Origin of the sequence: Sorangium sp. So ce131 (assembly GCF_051519095.1) — a bacterium.
Taxonomy (GTDB): Bacteria; Myxococcota_A; Polyangia; order Polyangiales; family Polyangiaceae; genus Sorangium.
In genome coordinates, this window is sequence record NZ_CP150455.1 from 2,122,256 (window position 1) to 2,141,751 (window position 19,496).

7 protein-coding genes and 1 tRNA gene are annotated in these 19,496 nt (G+C 71.0%); 3 read left to right on the forward strand and 5 right to left on the reverse strand.

Annotated features, from left to right (window positions below):
- Positions 1 to 11: 11 nt before the first annotated feature.
- Positions 12 to 1,472: a PLP-dependent aminotransferase family protein gene (locus WMF43_RS07780; protein WP_437678720.1), complete on the reverse strand. Its 1,461-nt coding sequence runs from the start codon at positions 1,470 to 1,472 to the stop codon at positions 12 to 14.
- 70 nt (positions 1,473 to 1,542) lie between these two features.
- Here WMF43_RS07780 and WMF43_RS07785 point away from each other — a divergent pair, with 70 nt between their 5' ends.
- A complete protein-coding gene (locus WMF43_RS07785; RefSeq protein WP_437678721.1) occupies positions 1,543 to 2,598 on the forward strand; it encodes a GNAT family N-acetyltransferase in 1,056 nt (351 codons plus the stop codon).
- 84 nt (positions 2,599 to 2,682) lie between these two features.
- Here WMF43_RS07785 and WMF43_RS07790 read toward each other — a convergent pair whose 3' ends face one another.
- The 3 genes from WMF43_RS07790 to WMF43_RS07800 all read right to left on the reverse strand — a co-directional run bounded on the left by WMF43_RS07790 (position 2,683) and on the right by WMF43_RS07800 (position 14,387).
- The gene (locus tag WMF43_RS07790; RefSeq protein WP_437678723.1) at positions 2,683 to 3,147 is read right to left on the reverse strand and encodes a hypothetical protein; all 465 of its coding nucleotides are present in this window, start codon (positions 3,145 to 3,147) and stop codon (positions 2,683 to 2,685) included.
- Between the two features lie 23 nt (positions 3,148 to 3,170).
- Complete coding sequence (locus WMF43_RS07795; protein ID WP_437678724.1) at positions 3,171 to 13,592, reverse strand: SpvB/TcaC N-terminal domain-containing protein; 10,422 nt, start codon at positions 13,590 to 13,592, stop codon at positions 3,171 to 3,173.
- A gap of 721 nt (positions 13,593 to 14,313) precedes the next feature.
- Positions 14,314 to 14,387 (reverse strand) — tRNA-Arg (locus tag WMF43_RS07800).
- A gap of 381 nt (positions 14,388 to 14,768) precedes the next feature.
- Between WMF43_RS07800 and WMF43_RS07805 the strand changes: the two genes are divergently transcribed.
- A complete protein-coding gene (locus WMF43_RS07805) occupies positions 14,769 to 16,352 on the forward strand; it encodes a L,D-transpeptidase (protein ID WP_437678726.1) in 1,584 nt (527 codons plus the stop codon).
- Positions 16,353 to 16,738: 386 nt separating this feature from the next.
- Here WMF43_RS07805 and fusA read toward each other — a convergent pair whose 3' ends face one another.
- Positions 16,739 to 18,850, reverse strand: coding sequence for an elongation factor G (gene fusA, locus WMF43_RS07810; protein WP_437678727.1), 2,112 nt, complete (start codon positions 18,848 to 18,850; stop codon positions 16,739 to 16,741).
- A gap of 210 nt (positions 18,851 to 19,060) precedes the next feature.
- On the opposite strand from fusA, the gene WMF43_RS07815 reads away from it, so the two are divergent.
- Complete coding sequence (locus WMF43_RS07815) at positions 19,061 to 19,420, forward strand: transcriptional regulator (RefSeq protein WP_437678729.1); 360 nt, start codon at positions 19,061 to 19,063, stop codon at positions 19,418 to 19,420.
- Positions 19,421 to 19,496 lie beyond the last annotated feature (76 nt).

Consider the following 19,496-nt stretch of genomic DNA (forward strand, 5'->3'; position numbering starts at 1 on the left):
CGCGCGCCGGCTCATTCCAGGGCGCCTGTCATCCTCTCCACCGCCTCGCGGATCTCTCGTTCGTCCAGCGCCGCGAACCCGAGCCGCACGAAGGGGCGCCTCTTGCCGTCGAACGCGAACCGCCGCCCCGCCGAGAACGCGACCTTGCGCGCGAGCGAGCGCTCCGCCCACCCGTCGACGTCGATCCGGGCGTCCACCTTCGCCCACAGGGCCATCCCTCCGGCCGGCGCGCGGAACTCGAGCGCGCCGCCGAGGCGCGCGCCGAGCTCCGCGACGAGCGCGTCGCGCCGCGCCTTGTAGATGCGCCGCGCGCGCTGGGCGTGGCGCTGCACCTCGCCGTCCTCGAGCAGCTCGGCCACGGCGCGCTCCACCACGTGATCGCCCTGCCGATCGACGAAGGTGCGGAGAAGAGCGAGCCGCTCGATCAAGGGCTCGGGCGCGACCACGAAGCCGATCCGGAGCCCGGGGGCGAGGATCTTCGAGAGCGTGCCGATGTAGACGACCACGCCGGCGGTGTCCGCGCTGGCGAGCGGCAGCACGGGGCGGCCGTCGTAGTGGAACTCGTGATCGTAGTCGTCCTCGATGACCGCGATCCGGCGGCTCCGGCAGAGCTCGAGCAGGGCGATGCGCCGGCCGGGGGCGAGCACCGCGGTGGTGGGGTACTGGTGGTGGGGGGTGACGTAGACGGCGCGGAGGCGCTCGCGATCGGCGAGCTCGGCGAGGGCGTCGACCGAGACGCCCGCCGCGTCGACCGGCACCGGGAGCAGCCGCGCGCCGGCGAGGCGGAGCGCCTCCCAGGCGGGGCGGTAGCCGTAGGACTCGACCGCGACGGCGTCGCCGGGCGCGATCAGCGCGCGCGCGACGAGGTCGAGCGCCATCTGGCTGCCGCGCGTGACGAGCAGCGCCGCCGGCCCGGCGGCGAGGCCGCGCACGGCCGAGAGCATCGCGGCGAGCGCGGCGCGGAGGCGAGGGTGGCCGCGCGGATCGCCGTAGTCGAGCAGCCGCTCCGGCGCGGCGCGGAGGGCGCGGCGGTAGGCGCGCGCGAGCGCCGCGGTCGGCACGAGGCGCATGTCGGGGAGGCCGCCGGTCATCCGGAGCACGCCGGGCGCGGGGAGCGCGATCTCCCGGAGCGCGGCCGCGCCGAGGTCGAAGCCGAGCCGCGCGGGCACCTCGGCGCGCGCGGCGGCGCGCGGGGCGAAGCGGCGGGGCGGCGGCGCCGGCAGCTCCGCGGAGACGAAGGTGCCGCGCGCGGCGCTGGCCACGATCCAGCCCTCGGCCGCGAGCTCGCGGTACGCGGCGAGCACGGTGTTGCGGTGGACCGACAGCGACCGCGCGAGCGCGCGGCTGCCCGGGAGCTCGGCGCCGGCGCGGAGCCGGCCGCGGCGGATGTCGTCGGAGAGGGCGCGCGCGATCTGCAGGAAGATCGGCTGCGAGCCGGCGGGATCGAGGGAGAGCGAGAGCTCCCAGGCCATGCGGACTGGTCTAGCAGAAATCTCCGGACCGGATCTTTCAGGAGTACCAGCCGCGCGGCATGGTCCGCCCATGCGCAGGGAGATCTTTCGGATGGACCGCGCCGAGGCGGAGGCGCTCCTCGCCGGCGCGCAGGTGGTGCACGTCGCCTCGACGACGGAGGAGGGCGAGCCCGTGCTGCGGGCGGTGCACGGCGTGGTGGTCCGCGGGGCGATCGCGTTCCACGGCGCGCCCGCGGGCGAGAAGACCGAGGTCGTGGGCCGACCCGCGGTGGTGGCGTGCGAGGAGGTCGTGGCGTCGATCCCGAGCTACTTCGTGGATCCGGAGCGCGCGTGCCCGGCGACGACGCTCTACCGGAGCGCGCAGGTGCACGGCGCGATCGAGCGCGTCGACGATCCGGAGCGCAAGGCCGAGGTGCTCGAGGCGCTGATGCGGAAGTACCAGCCCGAGGGCGGGTACACGCCGATCGACGCGGCGCACCCGCTCTACCGGAAGGCGATCGAGGGGATCCTCGTGCTCGCGGTGCCGCTCGAGCGGCTCGACGGCAAGGCGAAGCTGATGCAGCACCGCACGCCGGAGGAGCGCGCGCGGCTGCTCACGAAGCTGTGGGAGCGGGGCGCGCCGGGCGACGCGGCCGCGATCGAGGTGATCCGCAGGGCGAGCCCGGACACGCCGGCGCCCGCGTTCCTGGAGGCGCCGGCGGGCTGCGCGCTCGCGTGCGCGCTCGGCCCGGGCGACGTGGAGGCGGCGGTCGATCTGCTGGAGGGCGCCTACTGGAATGAGGGCGTACCGCGCGCGGCGATCGGGCGGGCGCTGCTCGGCGCGACGGCGTGGGTGGGCGCGCGCGACGCCGCGGGCCGGCTCGTGGCGACGGCGCGCGCGATCAGCGACGGCGCGCGGCGCGCGTGGCTCTTCGACGTGATGGTGGCGCCGGCCCTGCGGGGCGCGCGCCTCGGCGAGGCGCTCGTGCGGATGCTGCTGGATCACCCGGCGGTCCGCGGCGCGACCCACGTGCACCTGGGCACGCAGGACGCGCACGAGTTCTACGCGCGGTTCGGGTTCCGGGACCGCGCAGCGCTCCCGCCGCGGCCGTTCACGTCGACGGAGATGGTGCTCGTGCGGGGGTGACGGCGTGGGTGGGCGCGCGACGCCGCGGGCCAGCGCGCGGCGACGGTGCGCGTGATCTGCGACTGCGGCGCGCCCTGTGGATCCTCACTCTTTCTGAAGCATGGACGCGAGCTCTGGGAACTGGCGCTGCAGGGCCTCGAACTCGGCCGAGGAGAGCAACATGTAAGCCTCCCGCTCATGCGAGATCGTGACGAGCAGCACGCCCCCGTCACGACGGAGGAAGCAGAGATCCTCGGGCGCGTCGGGATGAACCCAGCTGAACAAACCGGCCGCCTGCTGCATCAGCAAGCCCTGAAGGCCCTCGCCAGGAGAGTACCGATAGACCGTCGCCTCGTCGGCATACAGCACTGTCCCTGGCCATTCACTCTCTTTGGCACAATCCACGAGGAATGGGCTCAGGAGGGCGAGCTTGGCCTTGATAGACGCTCCTGGGTCTATCTGCGGATCCCGTACGACCAGGAGCATCGTCGAGGCTATCGAGCAACAGAAATCCATCAGCTCTCCGTATACGGAGCCGCGCGGTTCGTCGGTAAACACGTAGCAGTCCATTGTGCTCGTTTCTTGCATCGCTCTCACTTGACGGGGATGTGGTCTACCGGTCCGACGTGGCCATGCGGCTTCTGTCCGGCTCCGGGCGTGGAGTTCGGCGATCTCAGCGGGTGAACTTCGGGCCCCCGCACGGCGCCGGGGGTCGTGAACCCCTTCGCGCCGGCCTCTGCGTTCAATCGCTTGTAGGCCTCCATGTCGGCCGGCGAGATGCCTCCCGCTGCCTTGTCTTTCTTGGCCATATCGACGAGCGCCTGCTGCTCCGGAGTGAACTTCTTCGCATCGGCTCCCCCACCGGCGGGCTTGGGCGCGGCCGCGGGAGGAGGGCTCGCCGGCGCCGGCGCCGGCGCCGGCGCGGCGGGTGGGCTGCCACCTCCGGGCCCGGACATCGCGGCGCTCCACGCGTCGATGCCGGTCATGATGTTGCCGGCTCCCTGCGTGACCAGCACGGCGCCCATCACGGCGGCCGCCTCGGGCACGCCCGTGAGGAGAGCGGCGCCCCCGGTGCCCACGGTCGCAACGCCCGCTCCGCCGCCCATGATGAATCCCTCGCCCACCTGGACCACGCCGGTGGCGATGCTCGCCACGGCCGCCCCGGCGGCGAAATCGACGTCTCGCGTCGGCGGCGCGATGTCCATGGCGAACCCGCCGGGAGTGAGGGCCTGAAGCGTGCCGTAGGCGACGCCGAGGGCCTGCAATCCTCCGCGCTTCCACCACGGGTCGCCGTGCGCTCGACCGTCCGGATCCACGAGGTTCACCGGGTTATTCAAGGTGTACGTGAAGAGGCCGAGGTTCGCCGGCAGGAACACCCCGCCGTTGACGCGCCCCTTCATGTACTGGGCGAGCATGGGATCCGGGCTCAGCCACGTGTTGATCCGCGGGTCGTAGTACCGAGCGCCGTAGTAGTAGAGCCCCGTCGACTGATCGAGCTCCTTCCCGGTGAACACGTACGATCGCCTCAGCTCGTACCGCGAGTCCGACGCGTCGACCCACAGCTCTCCGGTCGGGAAGTACTCGTCGCGCTGCGTGAGCGTCTGCTCGTTGTTCGACGCGAAGCTCGTGCTGCCGAGATGATCGGGGTGGTAGTAGAGCGTCGGCGGGTCCCGGAACCAGTCCGGGTCCATCTTGCTCGCGATGCGCGTCTGCCCGGCGTAGATGTGCTTGGTGATGAACCGCCCGTCCCGCAGCGTCAGGTGCTGGTCGTGGTAGGCCGTCTCCTCCTCGCCGCTGATGCGGTGGAAGTGCACGCGCCGCTCGCCGCCGCCGTCGTAGAGCATGCGCGACATCTCCTGGCCGTTCTGAATGACCTTGGTGACGCGGTTCTCCTCGTTCCACTCCGTGGTGCGCCTCTGCGAGTTGTCGTAGAGCCAGCCGGTCTGGTTGCCGCTGTCGTCGTAGCTCATGACCCGCGAGATCGTCCGCGACTCCGCCAGGAGGTGCTCGTCGATGCGCGAGGGCGCGTGCGGCTGCGGGCCGGTGTACTTGTACTCCGAGCGGTACGTCTGCTCCCGGATGCCGTGGTCCTCACGCCATTTGACGTTCCCGTGCTCATCGACCCCATCCGGCACGTACCGGTAGCTGGCCTGATCCTTGGTGAGGATGTTGCCAATCTCGTCGTAGTCGAACGACAGCCGGTACTGGAAGTGCCAGTCGCGCCGGTCCTGGTATCTCCCGTGCGCCGAGACCAGCTGGTGCAGGTCATCGTACTCGTAGTCGTGCGTCGTCGGGCCGACCAGCACCGAGGCCGGCATCTCCTGGTCATACGGCGCGTCGTTCCGCACCTGCTCCAGATTTCCAGCGATGTCGTAGTCGTAACGCATCCGCTGGAACGGCCTCGCCGGCCGGCCCCGCTCCACCAGGAACCGGTCGCGGTGGTCGGCGTTGATCTCCTCCAGCCGCCGCGACTTCTCGAAGTACTTGTACGTCGTCGTGATGCCGTTGCCGTGCACCACGCGCACCCGTTGCTCGAACTCGTCGTAGCCGATGTGCCGCAGGTACTGCGTCACCGGCGGCTCGTCCGGGTGCTGCGGGTTGATCTGCGTGTTCGTCCCCACGGCCGACCGGACCAGGCCGCCTCGGTCGTAGCCGTACGTCACGACCTCCGCGCCCGAGCCGGGGAACTTCATCGACAGGAGGCGACCGAACGCGTCGAACTCGTACTCCATGGTCGCGTTGTACGTGCCCAGATGCGGCTCGCGGAGCCGCTTGAACACGTTCGTCAGCTTCTTGACGTTCCCGAGCCGATCGTACTCGAACGTCTTCGTCCCGGCCTCGCTCCGCTCCTCCAGCAGCCGCCCGGCGCGGTTGCCGTTCGCGTCGCCCGCGGCGCCCGGCCCGCCGTAGGAGTACTCCACGTCGGTCGAGTCCGGGTAGTCCACACGATCGAGCCGGTTGTGGGTGTACACGTACCGGATGAGCTTGTTGCCCGGCGGAGCCGCGGCCAGCTTCGCCGTCTGCCGCGCGCCGACGTTGCCCGACAGATCATAACGCCACTCGGCGCGGCCCATGTCCGGGCTCGTGAGCGCGACCATGCGGCCCACGGTGTCGTACTCCGCGGTCGTGGCGTTCCCGCGCGTGTCCGTCACCCGGACGAGCTCGTCGATCGCGTTGTAGCCGTACCGCGTCACGAGCGTCGTCCAGGTGTCCGAGCCGTGCAGCCGGTTGCGCTCCTCGACCGCCACGATCGCGCTGTCCACGTCGCGGTAGGTCTTCCGGACCTTGTCCTTCGGATCGATCTCCGTGGCCACGAACCTCGCCACGCCGTCGAGCTCCTCGATGTCGTAGACCGTCGTGGTCACCGCCTCTTCGGCCTCGTCGTCCGGAGACCGGAGCTCGATGACGCGCGAGAGCACGTCGTACGCGAACACCGTCGGGTTCGTGAGCGGCACGTCCACGAACGCCGTGGCCGGGCCCGTATCGAACGCCGGCTGCCCCCGCTGCGCGACGCGGCCGCGCTCGTCGAAGACGAGCTTCCCGCTCACCGACATGCCCAGGATCGGGTCTGCCGTCGGGCCCTGATCCTTCTCCAGGTCCTTCTTCGTCTGGATCACCCGGTCGAGCCCGTCGACGAACGTCACCGTGTCGATCGGATCCCCCGGGTGCTGCACGTCCTTGTGCCGCGTGCGCGCCCACGCCGGGACGGCGGGGCTCACCCCCGGCTGCAGGGCGTAATCGAACGAGATCGTCGCCTCCGCGGCCGTGATCGGGTCGGTCGGACCGAACACCTCGGCGAGCCGGCCGAACGTGTCATAGCCGTAGTGCATCTCGTGGCCGTTGATGTCCTTGACCGAGCTGACGGCGCCGTAGCGGTAGTCCGGCGTCGACCGCGAGACGTATCCGAACGAGTCCTTCACCTCCTTGAGGTACGTCTCCGCGACATCGTCGTACTCGTATTCGAGCGTGTACCCCCGCGGATCGATCGTCTTCTTCAGGTTGCCGTACGCGTCGGGCGTGAAGGTCCAGGTCGGGTTCGTCGACGCGCTGCCGGTGTACGGCGCGCCCGTCGCGGGGTCCTTCCCGCCGATCACGGTGTTCGTGATCGACTTCACCGCGCCGGTCACCTCGTCGTGGAGCGCCGCGCGCTTGCGCAGCAGCGCGCCGGTGCTGCTCCGCGCCTCGATGCTGTCCGCCCGCACGATGTACGGCCCGTCGTACGTCACGTAGTGGATCGTGTACGTGACGTCGTCGTCCGGCGTGCCGGGCTCCCCGCGCTCGATCATCCCGGTGAGGTTGCCGCGGTCGTCCCAGTCGCGCTCCTCGCTCTTCTGCTTGCCAGGCGCGTTCAGGTCGGTGGTCTTGCCCTCGTACCAGGACGTCGTCCGCGTCTCTTCCTCGGGGAAGAACGAGCCCGTCAGCGTCGGCAGCGCCCCCGGCGCGCGGTAAGCGATCTGCTGCCGGGTGAAGAGCCGCCCCTCGGCGTCCTGCTCGATCACCTCGGCCACGAGCCCGCGACGGTAATAATCCTGGTTGTGGTACCGCGTGACGACCTTGGAGTCGTCCTCGCGTGTCGTCGTGACCTGCGCGAAGCCGTAGTCCTCGCGCTCGGCGCGATCGTAGAACCCGCTCTGGTGGTAATCGAACGTCTGGGTGTAGGCGGGCGTGCCCATCCCGTCGTCCACGGCGACCCGCGACAGCACCCACTTGCTGCTCGGCATATCGACGCTCAGCTCGTCCGGGGTGCTCGCATAGGCGACCTTGTTGCCCTCGCGGGCATAGTCCAGCTGGATGCTGCCGCCAAGCGGCCGGACGACGCGCGCCAGCCGGTTGGTCTTGCCGGTCAGGTTGAGCCGCGCCCTCAGCGCCGCGTCGCTCGGGCGCAGCGCCCCGTCGCTCAGCTTCAGCACGTGATCGACCGCCCCGTCGCCGTCCAGGTCCTGCCATCCGAGCTCGGTGCTGCCGTCGTTCAAGCCGAGCTGCGCCGCGATCTCGAGCACGATGCACACGTAAGGCGTCGCGATCTCGATCGGCACGCCGTACCCTGCGTTGAACGCCGTCGTCTCCGAGAACGCGAGCGCGTCGTTGCTGCCGTTGATCTCCTTCGTGTAATCCTTCTCGAGCTGAACTCCCCACGGCAGGCCGGCGCTGACCGCCGGCGCGCTCCACTTCTCCTCGGGCCCGAAGCCGTCGCCGAAGTTCAGCCGCACCCGGTAGTAGTCCTGTCCGGGCTGCTTGGTCACCCGGTCCGGCAGCCCGTCGCCGTTCAGATCCACGAAATCGGCCAGCGTCCGGCTCACCGTGTGCGCGATGCCGCCGCCGATGCCCGCGTAACCCACCTGCAGGCTGTTCGTCGTGTTGTCCTGAACGCGCACCGAGCTGAGCTGCGCCGCGGACCAGACGCGGCCGAGCGCGGTCAGCGGGTCGCCCTCCACGTCCGGCAAGGGCGCGAACGGATCGTCGCTCGGATCGAGCACCGCCCACTGGCGCTCGTCCGCGAAGTTATAACCGAGGTTCAGGCGCGCATAGAGGACGCCCCCCTCGGACCTCACCTTGTCCGGGAGCCCATCGCCGTTGACGTCCAGGAAGTCACGCGTCGTCTGCGAGGTGCCCCAGCTCTTGCCGAGCGAGGGCAACACGCTGAGCACCGCCTTGGTGTCCCCGCTCGCCTTGATCTTGTCCGCGACCGCCGACGCCGCGGAGCCGAAGCCGAAGCCGAACCGGGCGCTCGCGTTCTCGAGCACACGGAAGTCCCCGGGCCCCTCGAGCGTCAGATCGCCATACTGGCCCGGCTGCTGCCCGTCGCACCGGCCGGCGCCGCACGTCTGGATCTGCACGCCGCCCCGCGTGACCGCGTCCGGCCGCCCGTCGCCGTTGAGGTCGATGAGATCGAGCTTCGACTCGGTGTTCCCGGTCGTCACCTGGAACGAGCCGATGAACGCGACCTGGTTCGAGGCCGAGTAGCTGTGGCTCTTGCGCAGCCCCGGGACGTTGGCGATGTCCTCCGGCTTGACGCCGCCGACGCGCGACGGCTTGAGCTCGCCGGCGGTGATGTACATGTCCGCGCCCGAGCCGCGAAACACAGGGCCGCTGATGCTGCCCACGAGCGGAAAGCCCGCGCTCTCCGGCGACCAGCTGGCGTGGTACCCCTCCCAGTGCGGCTCGACGCGCGTGAAGAAGGGCGGCTTGCCCTCCTCCGGCCGCTTGTCGATCTGCGTCTCGTTGAACGGGTACTCCGTCGTCCATTCGCCGTAGGTGAAGCCTCGGAACCCGCCCACCATGCGGGCGTCCAGCTGCCCGTCGGGGATCATCCGGGCGTTCACGACCGGCACGTCGATCACCGCGCCCGTCTCGTTGACCACGAGCTGCGGCGTCCACGACACCGCCGCCCCGGGCACCGGAGAGTCGATGTCCTCTTCGAGCTCGAAGAACCTGGTGAAGGCGAGCTCGTCGCCCGCCATCACCGAGAACACCACCGGATTGCTCGGGTCTGGCACGCTGCGGGCCGGGGAGATCGCCTCCGGCTCCAGCAGCTGCCGGAACAGCCGCTCGCTCCCGCGATCGACGCGGAGGGTCACCGGCCCCTCGGTCCGCTCCTTGGAGGCCGAGCCCATCAGGGTGATCGTGCCGCTCTCGGGCATGACCAGCCGCGCGAGATCCAGCGGCGTGCCGCCGAGGCCGCTGTCGCTGAGCTGCACGGGGACGAGGATCGACTCCTCGGGGACCGAGACCGCCGCGCCGTCGCCGGGCAGCGCTTCCAGCTCGCATACCCTCCGGCCCGGAGGCGCGCCGGGCTTCGGCGCGCACGCGCCGACCTCTCGGCACTTCCCCGGATCCGCGTCATGGCCGCATACCTCGGTGTACCTGGCGAACGCCTCGTACTGGACGCGCGACGGATCGACCGCGTTGTCGCTGAGCTCGGCATACAGGAACAGGAGATCCCCCTGGAGCACCGCGACGGGCCAGGCGATCTCGGAGCTGGGCTGAGCTCCCGAGACCGTCGTCCGGTGGAGCTCGATCCGCTGCCCCGAGTCGACGTCCTGGCGCACGAGCCGCACGTCGAACGTGTCGTCCGTGTCCGTCCGGAGGAAGCTCGCCTGCACCGTGACCTGCCCGTCGGAGGACGCGACCCAGCCCGGCACGCTGCGGTCGAGCACGACGAAGTCGTCGGCGAAGGTGTAGGTGTAGACCGGGCGACCGAACATGTCGACGGCCTCGAGCTCCGCCGCGGTGAGCGCGGTGCATTCGGCCGCGTCGCACCGGTGCGTGTAACGAATGCGCGGATTCCAGCGCGTGCTGTCGCCCTCGATATCCTCCCTCGGGTCGACGCGGAAATAGATCGCCTCGCCCGGGCGGACATGGAGGCCGAGGCCGTTGCTCCCGCAGTCGTGCTCGCCTTCAGGGATGCACGGCGCGTCGCTCGGGCCGATGTCCCTCTTCCAGAGCAGCTCATGGACGCGCTGCGCCGGGTCGGCCGGCGGCGCTGGGGGCGAGGTCCGCGTGATCGAGGCCGTCACCCCGTCGCCCGCGCCGCCCCCGGCCAGCGACACGCCGCCGTCGATGACGATCAAGCCGTCGACGCTCGGGGTCCAGCGCACGAGCGGGCTGGTTCGGTAGAACGCCTTGCCGAGCTCCTCGACCTGCTCGGCGTCGCTGAAGTCCTCGTCGATCGTGAAGCCAGCGCCGCTGACACCGGCGCCGAGCCGGGCGTTGTTCGGGTTCAGCGTCGCGCCGCCCTCGCCGAAGAGCTCCGGAAAACCATCGCCGTTGATGTCGAGCAGCATGTTCTGCGCGGTCGCCGTGCTCCAGGCGTGGTTCATGCCAGCGCCTCCGAGCTCCTGGAACCAGTGGATCGCTCCCTGCAAGCTGGCCGTGATCTGGTGCGTGCTGCCGACGCTCTCGGGGGAGAACAGGTTCTGGCTCGACCGGTCCGGGAGCGAGTTCAGCCAGACCCCATTGCCTCCCACGAAGTCCGGGAGCCCATCGCCGTTGATGTCGGTGAAGGCGACCTGCTCCTCGTCCACGCCGAACGTGACGCCGACGCCGATGCCGCCGTGTGGATCACACACCGGCGGCCCCGCGCCGACGAACACGTTGAGCCCCCCGTCGATCGAGCTCGTCGATCCGAGCCCGCCGCGCCCTTCCGTCGGCTGGCTCCACGCGGTCGGCGCCGAGAACACCTGGAGCTTGCCGCCCTGCTGCTCCAGGCCGAAGTAATCGAACGTGTGCTCGTAGAGCTGGTCCGCGCCGCCGCTGCCGTAGAGCGCGATGCTCTTCAGGAGCGACTTGTAATAATGCCGCGCGTCGGGCTCATCGTACGTGAAGTGATAGCTCCGGATGATCTCCTCGGATCCGGGCGTCTGCCCCATGGTCACGTCGACGCGGTCGAGCCTCCGCGTCGTGCGCACCTCGAAGCCGGCGCGCGCCGAGCTGAGCACGTCTCTTCGCTGCGCGCCGTCGTCGAGGATGAAGTTTACGTGGTAGTGCGCTGCGGGGGAGTTGCTCCTGTGCGCCGTGTAGTCGATCCGCAGCGGGTAGAGCTGCACCCAGTCAGCGTCCTCGGGCGCGTCCTTGAGGTACGAGATCCGTGTCTGGTTGCCGAAGGTGTCCTCCACCAGCTCGAGGTTCCAGCGGGAGATACCGGCGACGCCGGAGCGATCCTTGAGGCGCGCGTCGTCGCTCGCCCCGTAGGTGTACCGGGTGCCGCTCTTGTCCGTGACGACCCAGTGGTAGCTCTTGGGATCGGCGCCGAGGCGCTCGATCCGAGCGAACTCGCCCTCGACGCGCCGCTCGTACCGGCCCGGCTGGCCGGGCACCGGCCTGAGCATCTGGCCATCCAGCGCGTAGAGCTCGTCGCCGGTGTAGCGCGGGACGCCGAACCGCGTGTCGATCTCGATCGTCGAGAGCTGCAGGTTCCACCCGACGCCGAGCCAGCCATTTCCCAGCTCGCTCTCGTACGTGACGGCGAGCTCGGGCTGCATGCCGTGCCGGCCTGGCGGCACTTCGATCGGGTACGAGAGCCGCGCCGTGCCCATGTTGTTCGAGCCCGGCGGCTCGATGAACGACACGCCGGCCGACGGGCTCGCGAGCTGGATACCCTTCAGCGCGTTGGGATCGAACGACTGCGCCCCCGGTTGATCCGGCATGGCGATCGTCGCGTTGACGAAATCGGTGAAGTGATCCGTCAGGCTCGTGAGCTCGCGGCCCCGGCCCTCGCCGAAGCGCCCGAGCTTGGTCCACTGCCGCGCCGCCTCGTCGAAGTAGAAGCCGAAGATCTCTCGCTGGCTGGCGCCGCTCGGGATCGCCGCCGCGTCGACGGGCATCGTCAGCTTGACCGGCTTCTTGAACTTGAGTCCGTGCGGGCCGAAGCGGAACGCGCGGCCCTCGGGCGTCACGTTGCTCATCGCGCGCCCCATCGGCTGGATCTGGACAGGCACCAGCGGCCGGATGGTGATGCGCGTCGCCTTCTCCAGCGCTCCCGCCGGGATCTCGAGCGTGGCGCCCGCGAACGAGAGCACCGCGTCCTCATCCGGTCTCACCACCGCGCCGTACGGCGCGCCCTCGTCCACGGTCGGCTCGCCCGGGCTGGTGCTCGTCGCGGCGCCCTCGACGCACGGCCCGAGGTTCACCTCCCGGTCGAGGCGCGTTCCGTCCTCGAGCCGCGCCTCGAGGCGCGCCTTCCACGTCCGGTGATTGGCTCCTTTGGGTTCCGACAGTGTGAGCTCGAAGCTGCCATCGTCCTCCAGCTCCACGGCCTTCGCGTCGGCGAACAGCTGCGCTCGCCGCGCTGCTCCGCCGGGTAGATCGAGGAACCCGCGCACGTACGCTCGTCCATCGACGCACTCGCCGTGCAGCGGCGTGCTCAGCGCGAGCCGCCCTGGCGCGGACGGCATGCGGCTCGCCGCCACGGCGACGTCCGACACCTCGATGCGGCTCCCCTTCGCCGGCCGGACCTGCACGGAGGCGGTCTCCGGCCACGTCGACTCGACCGGGAGCTCGAGCCGGTGCCAGCCTGGCAAGAGGTCCTTCAGATCGAAGCGCAGCCCCTTTGCGCCCGCGCCGGGCGTGATCTCGAGCGCGCCTTCGCCCGCGCTGGCCAGCTGGACCAGGAGCGCGTGCGGCGCCACGCGGGCGCCGAAATCGAGGCGCAGCGCGTCGAGCCGACGCGGGCGCTCGCCGCTCGTCGGCGGGGCGGCGGCATGCGCTTCGTGCACACCGGCGTGCGGGATACCGACCACCCGGAGCGCGCTCACGGTGAATCCGTGCTCGAGGTCCGCCTGGGGCCGGAACCGCACGACGTTCTCGCCGCGCTTCAGCCAAGCGGGCGCGATCTCCTCGACCTGCAGCCCGCCCGTGGCCGGCGCTCCTGCCCGGAAGCCGCCGCGCGGCGCTGCGCCGTTGATCTCTCGGTTCACGCTCGACCAGTGCCCGCGCCCCTCGAGCTCGTAGACGAGGAACGCTCGCGCGAGCGCGCGCGGATCGGTGTCCACGTAGAACGGCAGCGACTGCTCGCCTCCCGTGCGCGTCACCGTCGCTCGCTCGGACATCGCCGGGAACTCATGGGCGCCGGCAAGTTTTCCAGCGAGCACACGGTCGGCGAGCTCCACCTCCGCGAGGGTGCGCGCGGGGGCGCCGGCGCTCCAGAACACGATCTCCTGCGGCCCGCGCTCGCCGGAAGGGTGCCACTCGAGGACGACGTGCTGCGCCGTGATCCCCACGGGAAAGCGCGTCCAGCGCTCCCCGGTGTCGTGCAGCGGCGCGCCGACGAGGCCGGGCACCGCCTGGAGTTGACCGCTCTCCTCCGCGTAGACCGTGAGCGCGCCGTCGCTGCGCCCGTACAGCGCGAGCGCCTCGAGCGCCGTGGGCTGAGGAAACGAGATCCGGACCCGCGCCACCTCACCGGTCTCGCTGCGGAGCCCCGTCTCGGCGCGGCCGTCGAACAGCACCCACGGGTCCGATCCGAGGTCCCCGCCGGCCGCGCGGACGTCCGCCGGCAGCGCGGCGACCGGGACCACAGGAGTCCTGTCGGGGGCCTCCGTGGATCCGGCTGGATTCGCGGGCGTGGCAGCACCTACGGCGGGCGGCGCCGCGCGCTCAGCGCCTCCGCGATCTCCATCGAGCCGAGCTCGAGCGGGATCCGCGATCCGGTGCAACTTCATCGCTTGAGCCCACGCGCTGAGCGGCGCGCTCACGGTCGTGAGCATCAGGATGCAGCAGGTGCACCACCGCCATAGCCATTTCACCCGTCCGGATACCATTCATTGCCTCCGCGGAGGCTATGAAAGCAATCTGGTAAACCAATGACAATTACCGTCGGTCACAGCCGGCGTAAGCGAGGCATTGCGTAAGCAAATGGCGATTTCCACCGGTCGCAGCACCCGGGCTTACGCGATTGGAGGGCGCCTGTTCGCAGCACGATTCCCACGCGTCGCGCCGGCGCTCTCCGATCAGGCGCTGCGTCCGGTCGACGCTGGCGACCAGCAACTCCACGGCTGCGCCGCGAGATCGCCGCGGTCCTTCTTGAAGGGAGGAGACCGCGACCGAGAGGGCCCGGCGGGGAGGAGTGCGAGCTTCGCACTCCACCTCCCGTCCCACGCCGCGTCCTCTCCAGGGGCCTCGCAGCCAGCCTGCCTTTCGCAGGCTCGTCGACAGCACGCCCGCGACGAGGTCGCATCGCGACGCCTGCGAAGCGATGCCGAGGCGACCGCGAGGACCTCGCCATCGCCGGAAACCCAGCGCGCCACAGTGGATTCGAACCACTGGCCTTCGGCTCCGGAGGCCGACGCTCTATCCAGCTGAGCTAGTGGCGCATGCTCGCGGGGTTCGCGAGGGCCCCGAACCTACCCGGAGCCGGGCGCTCGCGCAACCCCTTCCAGCAACATTGTGCGCCGCCGCGTCGCCCCCTCCGCTCCTCGTCCGTTTCTGCCCTCTGTTCCCCGCCCGCTCCCCACCCGGCCGCCGCGCCGCCCCGACGGCTCCCCTCCGCTCCCCGCCCGGCCGCCGCGCCGCTCCGCCGGCTCCCCTCCGCTCCCCGCCCGGCCGCCGCGCCGCTCCGCCGCGCGCCGCCGTCCCCCCCCGCGGTCGACCGGGGTTGCCGGCCGGGGGCGGCCAAAACTTGGCCCCGGCTTCGTCTGTCCGGCATCCCCGGGGACATGCACGTCCGACAGCGAAGCTCTGCGCTCCCTTCGGCCATGCCGCGCGCGGCCCTCCCGCTCGCCGTGGCGGTCGCCGCCCTCGCCCTTCCGGCCTGTCAAGGCGGGGAGAGCGCCTCGCCCGAGGGCATCGTCAGCCTGTCCGCGGGCGCGGCTCAGCCGGCAGAGAACGATCCCGCCACCCTCCCGCGCCTCGACGGTCCCCGCATCGGGGCCGTGCAGATGGTCGCGCCGATCTACGAGAAGGCGGATCGCCGCTCGGCCAAGCTCGGCTACCTCCGCGCGGGCGGGACGATCCCGCGCGGGGAGAAGCCCGCCGCGTTCGACGACTGCCAGGCCGGCTACTACCGCGTGCTGCCCGCCGGGTACGTCTGCGCCGACAGCGACGCCACGATCGACATGGAGCACCCGATCCTCCGGGCGCTCACGCGACGGCCCGATCTCTCCAAGCCGATGCCGTACCCGTACGCCTTCGTGCGGGCCATCGCGCCGAACTACTACCGGATGCCGTCCCAGAAGGAGCAGTTCCAGTACGAGATGAGCCTCGAGCGGCACCTCCGCAGCTACAAGAAGCTCAAGAAGAAGTGGGACGAGGTCAAGGTCGGCGCGAACGACGTGCCGCTCGACCCGCAGGGCAACGCCATCGGCGAGCCGCCCGAGCAGCCGCCCGAGCTCGGTGACAGCGAGCTCTTCGGCGGCAACGGCGGCGACGAGATCCCCTGGTTCTTCAAGGGGGGCCGGAAGCTCCCGAACATCTCCTCGTTCAAGGTGCCGGGCTACGCGATCATCACGAACCGGATCGCGCGCAAGGCGGGCCTCGCGCTCATCGATACCTTCATGGGCGACGGTGGGCGGCGCTTCGCGATGACCACCGACGCGCGGCTCGTGCCGACCTCGAAGCTCAAGCCTGCCCGCGGCTCCACCTTCCATGGCGTCGACATGACGAAGGGCTGGGAGCTCCCGCTCGCCTTCGTGCACCGCCAGGACGCGAAGCGTTACGACCTCGACGACGGCGGGATGGAGGAGTCCGGCGAGCTCCCCTGGCACACCGCCGTGCAGCTCACCGGCCGCTCGCGGAAGGTGCGCGGCGCGCGCCTCGTCGAGGTGAAGGACGGCACGTGGGTGCGCGACGCCGACGTCGCGATCGCCGTGAAGCCGTCGGAGCTGCCCGCGTTCGCGCAGGGAAATGTGAAGTGGATCGACATCTCGATCCTCAGCCAGACGCTCATCCTTTACGAGGGCAAGCGCCCCGTCTACGCCACCGCGGCCGCGACCGGCCGCGACGGCCTCGGCGACCCCAAGAAGACCTTCTCCACGGTGCGCGGCACGTTCCGCATCCGCGACAAGCACGTCACGACGACGATGGACGCCCACGAGGTCGACAACAAGTTCGAGCTCCGCGACGTGCCCTGGGTGCAGTACTTCGAGGCGGGCTACGCGATCCACGCGGCCCCGTGGCACGACGACTACGGCAAGCCGCGCAGCCACGGCTGCATCAACCTGTCCCCCATCGACGCCCGCCGCGTCTTCCTCTGGACCGACCCCCCGGTCCCCGACGGCTGGCACGGCGTCAGCGCCGGCCAGGCCACCGGCGAAGGCACGATCGTCCACATCCACCCGTAGCCCGCCCGAGCCGCCCGCTCAGCCCGAGCCGCGTCCCTCGAGCCGCCTCCGTCCCCTGCCAACGCCCCGTTCCCCCCACGGTCGTCGCCCCCCGTCACGCCCCCCGCAAGCGCCGGCGGGAGGGGCCGCGCGGCGGGGGCGGGTGGGCGCGCCGAGCACCGACCTGAGGTGCCATAAGGCTCCAGGTGTCTCCACGTCCCAGGCGCGCCTTGTGTGGCGCGCTCCATAACGTCCCAGTCCTCAAGGCCCGAAGGGAGACATGCCGGGTGGTGTCCCCTGCGCAAGCTCCCCTCGTCCCAGTCTTGCCGATTGGCCAGCGCCCACCCGCCCCCGCCGCGCGGCCCCTCCCGCCGGCGCGTCCGTCTCGGGATCCCCTTCCCGGAGCGTCACTCCTCGTCCGCCTCGACCTTGAACCCGCTCTCTTTGATCACCTTCTCCTGCACCACCGGCGGGCAAATCTCGAGGTGCTCCACGCTCATCGTGAACGTGCCTTTGCCCTGGGTCATGCTCTTCAGCTTCGACTCGTACTCGAGCACCTCCGCGAGCGGCACGAACGCGTTCACGACCGTCTGGTCATCGATGGAGTCCGTCCCCACGATCCTCCCGCGCCGGCTGTTGATGTCGCCGATGACGTCGCCCATCGTCGCGCTCGGCACCGTCACCGACAGCCGCACGATCGGCTCCAGCAGCACCGGCGCGCACTGCGCCGCCGCCGCCTTGAACGCCTTGCTCCCCGCCATCTGGAAGGCCGCGTCCGACGAGTCCACGTCGTGGTACTTGCCGTCGAAGAGCCGCACCTTCACGTCGACCATCGGGAACCCCGCGAGGAAGCCCTTCGACATGGACTTGACGACCCCCTTCTCGACCGAGGGGATGAACTGCCGCGGCACCGCGCCCCCCACGACCGCGTCCTCGAAGACGAAGCCGCCGCCGCGCGGCAAAGGCTCCATGTCGATGTAGCAGACGCCGAACTGACCGTGCCCGCCCGTCTGTTTCTTGTGCTTGCCCTCGACGTTCGTGGCCTTCCTCGTGATCGTCTCCTTGTAGGCGATGTGCGGCGGCCCGAGCCGGCAGTCGACCCCGATGCGCCGGCGGATGCGCTCGACCGTGATCTCGAGGTGCAGCGCCCCGAGCCCCGACACGACGAGCTCGCGGGTCGACGCGTCCTGGTGCACGCTGAGCCCCGGATCCTCCTCGCTGAGCCGGTAGAGCGCGTTGCCGACCTTGTCCTCGCCGCCCTTCGCGTCGAACCGCACGCCGCGCGAGAAGAGGGCCGGCGGCAGCTCCGGCGCGGCGAACCGGAACGGGTGCTTCTCGTCGCAGAGCGTGTGCCCGCTCAGCGTCGCCTTCAGCTTCTGCAGCGCGACGATGTCCCCGGCGCGCGCCTCCTCCACCGGCTTGTGGTCCTTGCCGACCACGACGTGGATCTTGCCGAGGCGCTCCGCGTTCCCCGTGCTCGCGTTGAGCTGGGCGGCGTCGGGCCGGAGCGCGCCCGAGAGCACGCGCGCGAACGACGTGCGGCCGGCGTGGGGATCGATCGACGTCTTGAACACGAACGCCGCGGTCGGCGCGTCCGCCGTCGCCGCCCGCTCCGTCGCCTGCGGCGCCGCCCCGGGCTTCTGGCTGGGGACGACGCCGCTCCACGCCGGGTGCTCGGTCGGCGGCGGCACGAGCTCGACGATGCCGTCGAGCAGCGCCGCGACGCCGCTCGGGCGGACCCCGGAGGCGAAGTAGACCGGCACGAGCGCGCCCTTCCGGACCGCCGCGCGCAGCCCCTGATCGAGCTCCTGCTGCGTGAGATCGCCCTCGGTCAGGTACCTCTCGGTGAGATCGTCGTCGCTGCCGGCCACGTCGTCGACGAGCTTCGCCCGGGCCCTCTCGGCGCCGGCGGCGACGTCGGCCGGCACGGGCGAGCCCGCCGCCGCGGCGGGCGCCTCGGGCTTGTCGAGCCACGCCTTCTTCGTGCGGATCGCGACGACCCCCCGGTACGAGGGCCCCTCGCCGACGTGCTCCTCCATCACCGCGAGGGGCGCCTTGAGCCGCGCGCGGATCTCGGCCACCACCTCGTCGGGGCGCGTGTTCTCGGCGTCGACCTTGCTGACCACGATCATGCACGGCAGCTTCGCCTCTCTCACCCAGCCGAAGACGCGCTCGGTGATGGGCTGCACCCCGTCCTTGCCGCTCACGACGAGGATCGCCGCGTCGACCGCCGCGAGCGCGAGCCGCGTCTCGGCGAGGAAGCTGCCCTCTCCCGGCGTATCAACGACGTTGACCTTCTTCCCGCCCCAGGACAGGTACGCGACGCTCGCCTCGAACGAGCAGCCGTGCTCTTTTTCCTCGGCGGTGTCGTCGAGGACACTCGACCTGTCGTCCACCTTCCCGAGCTTGGCCGTCGCCTTCGCCACGTACAGCATCGCCTCGGCGAGCGATGTCTTCCCAGCCCCCTTGTGTCCGATGATTGCAACGTTCCTGATGTCCCCTGCCTCAGTCGTTGTCATCCCTCGTTCCTATCAATCCCGGCCGGGAACGAGAAGGCCGGCACGCGTTTTTTGCGGCGCTCTCGCCGACGCGGCGCGCGCGTGCGGACAGCCGAGACGGGCGGCGGCGCGCGCGTCGACGCGCTGCCGCAACGCGCCGCGGCGCGCCCCGGAGCGCGACGCACGTCCGTCTCGCTTGGAGAGGATCTCGCGCGCGAGATCGCAGCACGCATGAGCGCCCTTCGCTTCGTGATCCAGATCGTCCTCGGCATTGCGCTGCCGCTCGCGCTCCAGCGCTGGGATCGCCGGCGGCTCACGCCGGAGCAGCAGGCTTCCTGCTGGAACGGAGCGACGTGGGGCGCCGCCCTCTACGCGTTCGGCCCGCTCTCCATGCTCGGGTGGTTCTGGGTCACGCGCGGCGTGCAGCATGGGCGGTCGGGTGTGCTCGGGCGGCGCGCGCGCGCCTGGCGGAAGTTGAAGGCGCTCGGTCTCGGCGCCGCGTCGGCCGCGGCGATGGTCGGGGCGATGGCGGTGCTGGATTCGCTGCTCGCGTCCGCGCTGGGGCTCCCGCCGGATCCGCCTGGCCCGTGACCTGCGCGTCGCCGCGGCGCCCCGCGCGTCTGTCGACGCCGACGCCGACGCCGACGCCGACGCCGACGCCGCCCCG